Here is a 9,332-nt window from a genome sequence, read left to right on the forward strand (position 1 = left end):
TGCCCTGGTCAGCGCACCCCGTAGAGGTGCTCGAGCGCGAGCTGGTCCAGCCGCTCGAACGCCGCGCCGCGCGCCGCCAGGGCCTCGACGTCCGGGGTGAACTCGCGCACCGACCGCCAGTCCTCGCCCTCGGCCAGCGTCGGGGTGCCCAGCTCGTCCACACGGGCCGCGCGCAGCGCCTCCCCCACCTCGGGGTCGGCCCGGAACGCCCGGACCTTCTCCCGCAGGATCAGCCAGTTGCGCATGCAGCCGCGCGCCGACTCCCACACGCCCTCGTCGTCCTCGGTGCGCGGCGGCTTGAAGTCGAAGTGGATCGGCCCGTCGTAGTCGCTGCCCTCGATCAGGTCGACGACCCAGAACGCGCCGCGCGCGTTGCCGGCCCCGAACCGCAGGTCCTGGTCGTAGCGCGGGCCGTTCTGCCCGTTCAGGTCGATGTGGAACAGCTTGCCGTGCCACAGCGCCTGGGCCAGCCCGTGCGCGTAGTTCAGCCCGGCCATCTCCTCGTGCCCGACCTCGGGGTTGAGGCCGACCAGCTCGGAGTGCTCCAGCTCCTCGATGAACGCCAGCGCGTGCCCGACGGTCGGCAGCAGGATGTCGCCGCGCGGCTCGTTGGGCTTGGGCTCGATCGCGAACCGCAGGTCGTAGCCCTTGTCCAGGACGTAGGCGCCGAGGATGTCGAACGCCTCCTTGTAACGGTCCAGCGCGGCCCGCACGTCCTTGGCCGCCCCGGACTCGGCGCCCTCCCGGCCGCCCCAGCACACGTACACCTTGGCGCCCAGCTCGGCGGCCAGGTCGATGTTGTCCATCACCTTGCGCAGCGCGAACCGGCGCACGTCGCGGTCGTTGGCGGTGAACGCCCCGTCCTTGAAGATCGGGTGGCCGAACAGGTTCGTCGTCGCCGTCGTCACGACCAGGCCGGTCTCGTCCAGCGCCTTGCGGAACGCGCCGATCCGCTCGTCGCGCTCGGCCGCGGTCGCCTCGAACGCGAACACGTCGTTGTCGTGGAAGTTGACGCCGTACGCGCCGATCTCGGCCAGCTTGCGCACGGCCCGCTCGGCGGGCATCGGCGGCCGCGTGCCGGGGCCGAACACGTCGACGCCCTGCCAGCCCACCGTCCAAATCCCGAACGAGAACTTGTCCTCCGGGCGCGGGGTGAAGCGGTCCTCGGTCACGAATTCCTCCTCATGCGTTGCCGTTGCGGTCGGATCACCAGGTCGCGGTGGCGTCGCGCAGCACGCCGTAGCGGGCCCGGACGGACTCGGCCGCCGCCGCGTCGCCGGGCGCGGCCTCGTGCTCGCTGGCGGGACGGTCGGGCCAGGCGGGCGGTTCGGGCGTCCCGGCCAGCGCCCACGCGGCCTGCCGGGCGGCGCCGAGCGCCACGTACTCGGCCGGTTCGGGGACGGTGACGGGCGTGCCGAGGATCGCGGGCGCCAGCGCCCGCACGGCCGCCGACCGCGCGCCGCCGCCGATCAGCAGCGTGCGCCGCGGCCGGACGCCCTGCGCGGCCAGGTGGTCGACGGCGTCGGCCAGCGAGCACAGCAGCGCCTCGACGGCCGCCCGCGCGATGTTCTCGCGGGTGGCGTTGGACGTGGTCAGCCCGGACAGCACGCCGGTGGCGTCCGGGCGGTCAGGGGTGCGCTCGCCGTCCAGGTACGGCAGCAGCGTCAGCCCGCCCGCCCCCGGCTCGGCCGCCAGCGCCAGGCGCGACAGCTCGTCCAGGTCGGCGCCCACCATGGCGGCGGCCGAGGTCAGGACGCGCGCGGCGTTCAGCGTGCACACCAGCGGCAGGAACCGTCCGGTCGCGTCGGCGAACCCGGCGACCAGCCCGGACGGGTCCCCGGCGGGACGGTCGGCGACCGCGTACGCCGTGCCGGACGTGCCGATCGACAGCACGACGTCGCCCGCGCGCAGGCCGAGGCCGAGCGCGGCGCCCATGTTGTCGCCGGTGCCGGGGCCGATGCGCGCGCCCCAGGCCGTCTCGCCGACCGTCTCCCCCGGCGCTGCCACGCGGGGCAGGCCGGGTTCGTGGCCGAGCGCCGCCGCCGCGATCTCCGGCAGGTAGCGGCCCTCGGCGGGCGACCAGTACCCGGTGCCGGACGCGTCGCCGCGGTCGGTGACGTGCCCGGCGGCGCCGAGCCTCCAGGTCAGCCAGTCGTGCGGGAGCAGCACGGCGGCGGTGCGGGCGGCGTTGTCCGGCTCCCGCTCGGCCATCCAGCGCAGCTTGGTGACGGTGAACGAGGCGACCGGCACCAAGCCCGTCCGCTCGGCCCAGGTCTTGGCGCCGCCCAGCTCGTCGACCAGCGCGCGGGCCTGCGGCGCCGAGCGGGTGTCGTTCCACAGCAGGGCGGGGCGGACCACCTCGCCGCCCTCGTCCAGCGCCACCATGCCGTGCTGCTGCGCGGCCACCGCCACGGCGTCGGCGCGTTCCAGCAGCTCGCGGGCCTGGTCGAGGGCGTCGCTCCAGTGCCGAGGGTGGCATTCGGTACCGTCGGGGTGGGGCGCGGAGATCTGGTCGACGATCCGGCCGTCCTCCGCCCGGCAGAGCACGACCTTCGTGGACTGGGTGGAGGAGTCGATCCCGGCGACGAGCATGGTCCTCCTCGGAGGGGTTCGCGAAAGCTTTCGGTGATAACCCCGAAGAACTTTCGAAACGCTTCGACTGCGTGCAGCCTACGACGCCTGTGACCCCCGGCACAACGGACGCCCGCCCCGGCCGGACGCCGCGCGACGCACCTGGCCGCAACCGGCCCGGTCAACCCGTACCCCGGAGGTGGGTGATCGAAGCGGACGACGAACCGGCCGCGGATCTGTCACCGGGCGGAAGGGGCGTGCCGCCATACGGGCCACCCGGGAGACCAAGGTCGTCAAGGTCTACGTGAACAGCCGCGCGGACACGTGTGGGCGGCCGCGGAACTGTTCGTCGGTCACCCGTCCGCGGTCCAGCCGGTCTTCGGCCGCTGCCTGCGCGCGATCGGCACCGCCGTCGACGTCTTCCGCGAGGAGATGGCGCCCCCCGGCCGGACGCCGTGACGCGCGGGATCCCACCGGCGACTCAGCCGAGGACGATGTCCGCGACGGTCTCCTCGCCCGGCCGGACGGTCACGCGGGTGACCCGGCCGCTCCCGCGGGCGTCCGGGCAGCGCGCGGTGAGGTCGTAGGTGGCGCGCGGCAGCGGCCAGCGGTAACGGCCGTCGGCGTCCGACAGGACGGCCATCTCGGGAACGGGCGGACGCGGCCGGGACGTCGCCTCCGGCACCACAGAACAACCGGCCACCGGTGCACCGGACCGTGTCAGCACACGGCCCGTGACCACCCCTGACCGCGGGGAGGCCGGACCCGTGTCCGGCGGTGGGGCGTCACTGGAACGCGAGGCGTCCGCCCCGATCGGCGCGCCGGTCATGCAGGCCGCCGTCAGCGTCACGGCCGTCAGCAGCCGCCGATGTCGTCTCATGGCCTCGATTCAACGACGTGAGCCGGGGCTCCGGCGTCGCCCGACACCGAAGCCCCGACGTCCTCACTGGAAGATGACCGCGTCATGCACTCCAGCTGACGTAGTTGTTGAACGCGGGTTCGGTGATGCGGGTGCCGCGGTTGTAGGCCGAGCCGCCATAGACGCCGTAGGCGTGGACGGCGATCCCGCAGTTGGCACCGCAACCCGGAATGGTCACCGCCGAGCCGCTCTGCCCGCCGGCGGTGTCGATGGAGTAGAACAGCTGCCGCGTCGCCGACGAGGCGATCGGACCCGACATCTGCCACATGGTGTTGGCCGGCTTGTCGCCCGGGTACCCGGTGATGTTGGCCTGCGTTCCGTCGTAGGAGGCGGCCTGCCAGCGCAGCCCGTGCCAGCCGGTGGTGTTGCCGATGCTGCAGTTCAGCTTGATCGCGCCGTAGTCGTACTCCGGGTTCTGGTCGTTGATCCAGCCGTTCACCGAGTAGGCGGTGGCCCAGCCGCACGAGCCGTAAGGCGTCGACGAGCCGTTGCGTCCCGGCCAGAACACGAAGTTGCTGCTCCAGCCGTGCGTGCTCCCCTCATGGAAGTACACGCAGTGCCCCGCGGTGGCGACGGTGTCGGCGTCGTAGAGCCACGCGGTGCAGCCGTAGGTGAGGCCGTTGGGCGCGGTGAACGTCAGCTTCCCGGCGACCGTGTAGGGATAGGTGGTGGTCGCCGTGACCTGCGTCCGCTCATCGGTGCCGATGACGCTCTGGGTGGTGAAGTCCCCGCCGAGCATCTTGACGTTCTTGGGGAACTTGCGCGAGAAGCTCACGCCGTCGGCGTCGGCGAGATCTCCGGTGCCGCGGAAGCCGCTGGACGAGTTCGCGGCCGCCTTGGCCACGGGCGCCTGGCCGACGGACGTCCTGCCGCTGCTGGACCTGGCCACCGGCGTGTCGGCACTCGCCGCGGCCACCTGACGGTCCGGCGTCGCCGTGGTCACGGCGCCGGCCGCGGGCAGCCCGAACGTCACCGTGCCGAGCGAAGCCGCCGCAGCGGCCACGACCACGGTTCTTCTCCAGCGCCGCACGGCGCCGCCGAGGGGGTTGTTCATGCGCAATTCGCCTTTCATCAGTACGGCCATTCATGGCCGCACCGAGGGGTAAGACCAGGTCACGACACAATTCACGAATCCGCCGTGCTGGTCACTGGCCGTCTCCGGGAGATGGTCGGACAGCCGGACGGGAACTGCTGTGGCACCACAAGAGGGATTCGAAGATGGACTCTGTTTCCCGGTGACGTCGACGCCCCTATATATAGGCACCTTTAAAGGAACGAGTCATCTCCCTGACCTGATGTGGTCAACAGCACCCGCCCCGTCCGACACCCCCAGCGGAACCTGCGCCAAGTCCCTGAACTGGCCCTACAGCACCCCACCGAACCACCCCCCGAGACCACCACACCTCCAGTCCGCGCAATCCGAATATCCACGACGCCCCCCTGACAAGAAGCGGACGTTGACAACGACAACAACGACCGCAAGAATCCTTCACCCCCGAAATTAGACCCGCACCCAATAATGCCAACACAAACCCAAACGACCGCCCCAACACCCCAACCACCCATAAATGTTCAGCCCCACCCACCCCCACCTTCCGCACCGTCCACCAAACACACCGCCCCACACCCCCCAACCAGCTGACCCCAACCAGCCAGAAACACACCCCGCCACAAAACCTCAACACCGCGTGACAACCCCAAAACACCAGCACGCCACTCACCCCCCGGCCAAAAACCACCCAGCCGCCGCACCACCAGCCTCCACGCCGAACAGCGGATCCAAATCCCGCCAACTCCCACCAACCAGACACACGCCCCGCCGCAGAACCTCGGCAGCGTGACGGTGCTGGTCGAGGCCGCGATCCGGCCGACGTGCGGTACGGACGCCGCCGAGAGGACACCGGGCGGTCGCGGCGGCGATCTGCGATGTCGAGCAGCCGGTCAAATCGACCGATTCAAACCGGGCGGACAGGGGTGCGCCGTGCGGAACCCGGTGCCATGTGGTGGTGTTTCGGGTGGCGCCGCGACTGGCTGATGGCGAATCGGCGCTGGCGGTCGCCGTGCGCTGATTCGCGAGGTTGTGCTGCGGGAACCGCGCCTTCCGCTCGGCGGGTCCAGACGGGGGGACAGGCATGCGCCGTCGTGGAAGCTCGGGGGTGTGTGGTCGTGCGGATGGTTGTGCAGGAGGCGGCGGGGGGTGCTGAGGGGATTGGTGGTGCGACGCGGGCGATGGGGCGAGGGGCGTCTTGGTAGCACTCACGTCGACTGGGGCCCGGGACGGGTAACGCCGGTGAGCGGGGCGGGGGCTACGGAGTGCTGTGGGGGGCGTAGTTCATGACGTGGTCGTGGAGCATGCGCGGGGCCTCGGGGTCCTGACGGCGGAACGCCTCGATCAGGGCGGCGTGCTCGGCGGACTTGGAGTAGATCTCGGTCTCGTGCAGGCGCAGCGACAGCGTCGTCCACAGTTCGATGCCGAGCGACTCCCACACCGACATCAGCAGCCGGTTGCCCGACGACTCCACGACCACGCGGTGGAAGCCGATGCTGAGGCGGATCTGGGCGTCCAGGTCGCCGGACTCGGCGGCCTCGGCCAGGCGCCTGTTCTCCTTCTCCAGCACGTCCAGCCGGTCGGCCAGGCGGGGCAGGGCCAGTTCGACGGCGGTGCGCTCCAGCCCGGCCCGCACGGGGAAGATCTCCACCATGTCGCGCTCGGTGAACGGGCGCACGCGCGCGCCGCGGTTGGGCAGCGACTCGATCAGCCGCAGCGCCTCCAGCTGGCGCAGCGCCTCCCGCACCGGGCCCTGGCTGACGCCCAGCTCGGTGGCGATGCGCCGTTCGACGATCCTCTCGCCGGGCTGCCAGCGGCCGGCGCTGATGCCCTCGACGATGAACTCGCGGATCTGGTCGGCCAGCCCCGTGCGCCGCAGCGCCGGGCCCGAGGTCGCGGTGGACGGTGAGTTCACGGAAGCAATGGTAGATGGGCCGGTGGTCCAGACCTTTCGGCCGCCTGGGCGGACGCCGCGCCGGACGTCACGACGGCGAGGCGGTTCGCCCGGTTTTGGGCTAGTAATTCGCAGGAGTGGACGCGGCGGGCGCCGATGTGCGTGATGACCATCACGAGGAGTCCGTCCGCGTCGGAGACGGGTTGCGGGCGCTTGGCGGCGGTCTCCGGCAGGCCGGCAGAAGCGGGCTCGGCCACGGGGGCACGGCGGGCCGGCAGCCCCCTCGGTACCGGGGATCTCGGTTCTTCGGCGTCCCGGCGGGCGTCCCCGCTGGTCCGCGACGTTCCGGGGGTCCCCTTTCGGGCAATGTGCCGGTATGATCGATCATTGATCAATGATGATCGGTGAAGCGCCGCGGCGACCCGCGGCACGCTCCCCGACGGAGGTAGAACGCCGATGGCTGAGACCACCAAGGCCACCCGCTCCCGGCGGACGCGCGGTGCCGCGGGCCAGGGCAAGGGCGCGTCCGGCGCCGTGTCCGAGGCCACCGCCCAGGACGCGGGCGCCGGCGCCGCGGACGCCGAGGGCGCCACGAGCGCGGAGGCGCCCGCGGGCACCGTCGGCGGCGCGCACGCCGACGCCGAGACGCTGGTCGCCTACTACCGGCAGATGCTGCTCATCCGCCGGTTCGAGGAGCGCGCCGCCCGCGCCTACACCCAGGCCAAGATCGGTGGCTACTGCCACCTCAACCTGGGCGAGGAGGCCACCATCGTCGGGTTGATGGCGGCGCTGCGTCCCACCGACTACCTGTTCACCAACTACCGCGAGCACGGCTACGCCCTGGCCAAGGGCATCGACGCGCGCAGCGTCATGGCCGAGCTGTACGGGCGCACCACCGGCGTGTCCAAGGGGTGGGGCGGCTCGATGCACATGTTCGACGTCAAGACGCGGCTGCTCGGCGGGTACGGCATCGTCGGCGGGCAGCTCCCGCTGGCCACCGGCGCCGGGCTGGCGGTGTCCTACAAGGGCGGCGACGAGGTCGTCATGTGCCACATGGGCGACGGCACTGCCGCGATCGGGGCGTTCCACGAGTCGCTGAACATCGCCGCGCTGTGGAACCTCCCGGTGATCTTCGTTGTGATCAACAACGGGCTCGGCATGGGGACGACCGTGGAGAAGTCGGCGGCCGAGCCCGAGCTGTGGCGGCGCGGCGCCGCCTACCGGATGGAGTCGGCCCGCGTCGACGGCACCGACGTGCTGGCCGTCCGCGAGGCCGCCCGGATCGCCGTCGAGCGCGCCCGCGCCGAGAGCAAGCCCTACCTGCTGGAGGCGACCAGCCCCCGGCTGCGTGGCCACTCGGTCGTCGACCCGGCCCGCTACCGCTCCAGCGAGGAGAAGGAGGCCCTCAAGGCCGCCGACCCCCTCGCCAGGATGGCGCTGGAGCTGGAGGAGGCCGGGATCCTGGACGCCGAGGCGCGCGACAAGCTCGACGCCGAGGTGACCGCCGAGGTGGAGGACGCCGCCGCGTTCGCCGACGACAGCCCGCACCCGGACGTGTCCACGCTGTTCGACTACACCTACGCCACGCCCGTCCCGGGCGAGCTGCGCCGCCTGCCCGCCGACCCCGTGTTCCGCTCCTGAGGAGACCCGACCGATGGCAACCGTCACCTACCGCCAGGCCCTCCGGGACACGCTGCGCGCGGAGATGCTCCGCGACGAGAACGTGTTCCTGATGGGTGAGGAGATCGGCGTCTTCGAGGGCTCCTACAAGATCACCGAGGGGCTGCTCAAGGAGTTCGGGGAGCGCCGGGTGCGCGACACCCCGATCGCCGAGGAGGGCTTCGTCGGCGCCGCGATCGGCGCGGCCATGCTCGGCCTGCGGCCGGTCGTGGAGATCATGACGATCAACTTCTCGCTGCTGGCGCTGGACCAGATCGTCAACCACGCCGCCAAGATCTACGGGATGTTCGGCGGCCAGTGCAGCGTGCCGCTGGTCATCCGCACCCCGGGCGGCGGCGGCCAGCAGCTCGGCGCCACCCACTCGCAGAACGTCGAGCTGTACTACTCGTTCGTCCCGGGCCTGAAGGTGGTGGCGCCCAGCACGCCGCTGGAGGCGTCGGCCATGCTCAAGGCCGCGATTCGCGACGACGACCCGGTGCTGTTCCTGGAGAACCTGGCCCTCTACAACACCAAGGGCGAGGTGCCCGACGACATCGCCGAGGTCGAGCCCGCCGAGATCGGCCGGGCCGCGGTGACCCGTCCGGGCACCGACATCACCATCGTCGGCTACTCGCGGATGGCGCACGTCGCGCTGGAGGTCGCCGAGAAGCTGGCCGCCGACGGGATCTCCGCCGAGGTCGTCGACCTGCGCAGCCTGCGGCCGCTGGACCGGGAGACGATCGTTGAGTCGGTGCGCCGCACCGGCTGCGCGGTGATCGCCGAGGACGACTGGCTGACCTACGGGATCGGCGCCGAGATCGCCGCGACCATCCAGGAGGGCGCCTTCGACTGGCTGGACGCCCCCGTGCGGCGGGTGGCGATGGCCGAGGTGCCGCTCCCCTACGCCAAGCCGCTGGAGCTGGCCGCGCTGCCGTCGGCCGACTCCCTCGTCACCGCCGTCCGCGAAACGCTCCGCGCGACCGGCCGCCTGTCCCTGGAGACCGCTCGATGACCGACATCCTCATGCCGCGCCTGTCCGACACCATGGAGGAGGGCGTGATCAGCTCCTGGCACAAGAAGCCGGGAGACGAGATCGCCGTCGGCGACGTCCTGTGCGACATCGAGACCGACAAGGCGATCATGGAGTACGAGGCGTACGAGGCCGGCGTGCTCGAGAAGATCCTGGTCGAGGAGGGGCAGACCGCCACGATCGGCGCGCCGATCGCCGTGCTCGTCCCGGC

The 9,332-nt window shown here is 71.7% G+C and carries 9 protein-coding genes; 4 read left to right on the forward strand and 5 right to left on the reverse strand.

The annotated features are described in order from the left end of the window. Nucleotides 1-8 precede the first annotated feature (8 nt). Nucleotides 9-1,172 carry a xylose isomerase gene (gene xylA, locus ABD811_RS34305; protein ID WP_344956082.1) on the reverse strand — a complete coding sequence of 388 codons (1,164 nt, stop codon included), beginning with the start codon at nt 1,170-1,172 and terminating at the stop codon, nt 9-11. Nucleotides 1,173-1,206: 34 nt separating this feature from the next. Next, a complete protein-coding gene (gene xylB / locus ABD811_RS34310) occupies nt 1,207-2,592 on the reverse strand; it encodes a xylulokinase (protein WP_344956084.1) in 1,386 nt (461 codons plus the stop codon). A gap of 303 nt (nt 2,593-2,895) precedes the next feature. Here xylB and ABD811_RS34315 point away from each other — a divergent pair, with 303 nt between their 5' ends. Next, nucleotides 2,896-3,030: a hypothetical protein gene (locus ABD811_RS34315; protein WP_344956085.1), complete on the forward strand. Its 135-nt coding sequence runs from the start codon at nt 2,896-2,898 to the stop codon at nt 3,028-3,030. Between the two features lie 22 nt (nt 3,031-3,052). Here the strand turns inward: ABD811_RS34315 and ABD811_RS34320 are convergent, their stop codons facing one another. The 3 genes from ABD811_RS34320 to ABD811_RS34330 form a co-directional block, all read right to left on the reverse strand. Further along, the gene (locus ABD811_RS34320; RefSeq protein WP_344956087.1) at nt 3,053-3,451 is read right to left on the reverse strand and encodes a carboxypeptidase-like regulatory domain-containing protein; all 399 of its coding nucleotides are present in this window, start codon (nt 3,449-3,451) and stop codon (nt 3,053-3,055) included. An 82-nt stretch (nt 3,452-3,533) separates the two neighbouring features. Continuing rightward, nucleotides 3,534-4,544 carry a trypsin-like serine peptidase gene (locus ABD811_RS34325; protein ID WP_344956088.1) on the reverse strand — a complete coding sequence of 337 codons (1,011 nt, stop codon included), beginning with the start codon at nt 4,542-4,544 and terminating at the stop codon, nt 3,534-3,536. A gap of 1,252 nt (nt 4,545-5,796) precedes the next feature. Beyond that, nucleotides 5,797-6,453, reverse strand: coding sequence for a GntR family transcriptional regulator (locus ABD811_RS34330; protein ID WP_344956090.1), 657 nt, complete (start codon nt 6,451-6,453; stop codon nt 5,797-5,799). Nucleotides 6,454-6,888: 435 nt separating this feature from the next. On the opposite strand from ABD811_RS34330, the gene pdhA reads away from it, so the two are divergent. From pdhA to ABD811_RS34345, 3 genes are all read left to right on the forward strand, one after another. Continuing rightward, nucleotides 6,889-8,073, forward strand: a complete 1,185-nt coding sequence (gene pdhA, locus ABD811_RS34335) for a pyruvate dehydrogenase (acetyl-transferring) E1 component subunit alpha (RefSeq protein ID WP_344956092.1) — start codon at nt 6,889-6,891, stop codon at nt 8,071-8,073. A 13-nt stretch (nt 8,074-8,086) separates the two neighbouring features. Next, nucleotides 8,087-9,103 carry an alpha-ketoacid dehydrogenase subunit beta gene (locus ABD811_RS34340; protein ID WP_344956094.1) on the forward strand — a complete coding sequence of 339 codons (1,017 nt, stop codon included), beginning with the start codon at nt 8,087-8,089 and terminating at the stop codon, nt 9,101-9,103. Further along, nucleotides 9,100-9,332, forward strand: a 233-nt coding sequence (locus ABD811_RS34345; protein WP_344956097.1) for a biotin/lipoyl-containing protein, incomplete at its 3' end; no start/stop codon positions are given. The genes ABD811_RS34340 and ABD811_RS34345, both read left to right, overlap by 4 nt.

Origin of the sequence: Actinomadura miaoliensis (assembly GCF_039536785.1) — a bacterium.
GTDB classification, from domain to species: Bacteria; Actinomycetota; Actinomycetes; order Streptosporangiales; family Streptosporangiaceae; genus Spirillospora; species Spirillospora miaoliensis.

What these genes read in the sequence shown, in the direction of transcription:
- xylB (WP_344956084.1), bottom strand. Translation starts at nt 2,592, where the DNA reads ATGCTCGTCGCCGGGATCGACTCCTCCACCCAGTCCACGAAGGTCGTG.
- ABD811_RS34320 (WP_344956087.1), bottom strand. Translation starts at nt 3,451, where the DNA reads ATGAGACGACATCGGCGGCTGCTGACGGCCGTGACGCTGACGGCGGCC.
- ABD811_RS34325 (WP_344956088.1), bottom strand. Translation starts at nt 4,544, where the DNA reads ATGAACAACCCCCTCGGCGGCGCCGTGCGGCGCTGGAGAAGAACCGTG.
- pdhA (WP_344956092.1), top strand. Translation starts at nt 6,889, where the DNA reads ATGGCTGAGACCACCAAGGCCACCCGCTCCCGGCGGACGCGCGGTGCC.
- ABD811_RS34340 (WP_344956094.1), top strand. Translation starts at nt 8,087, where the DNA reads ATGGCAACCGTCACCTACCGCCAGGCCCTCCGGGACACGCTGCGCGCG.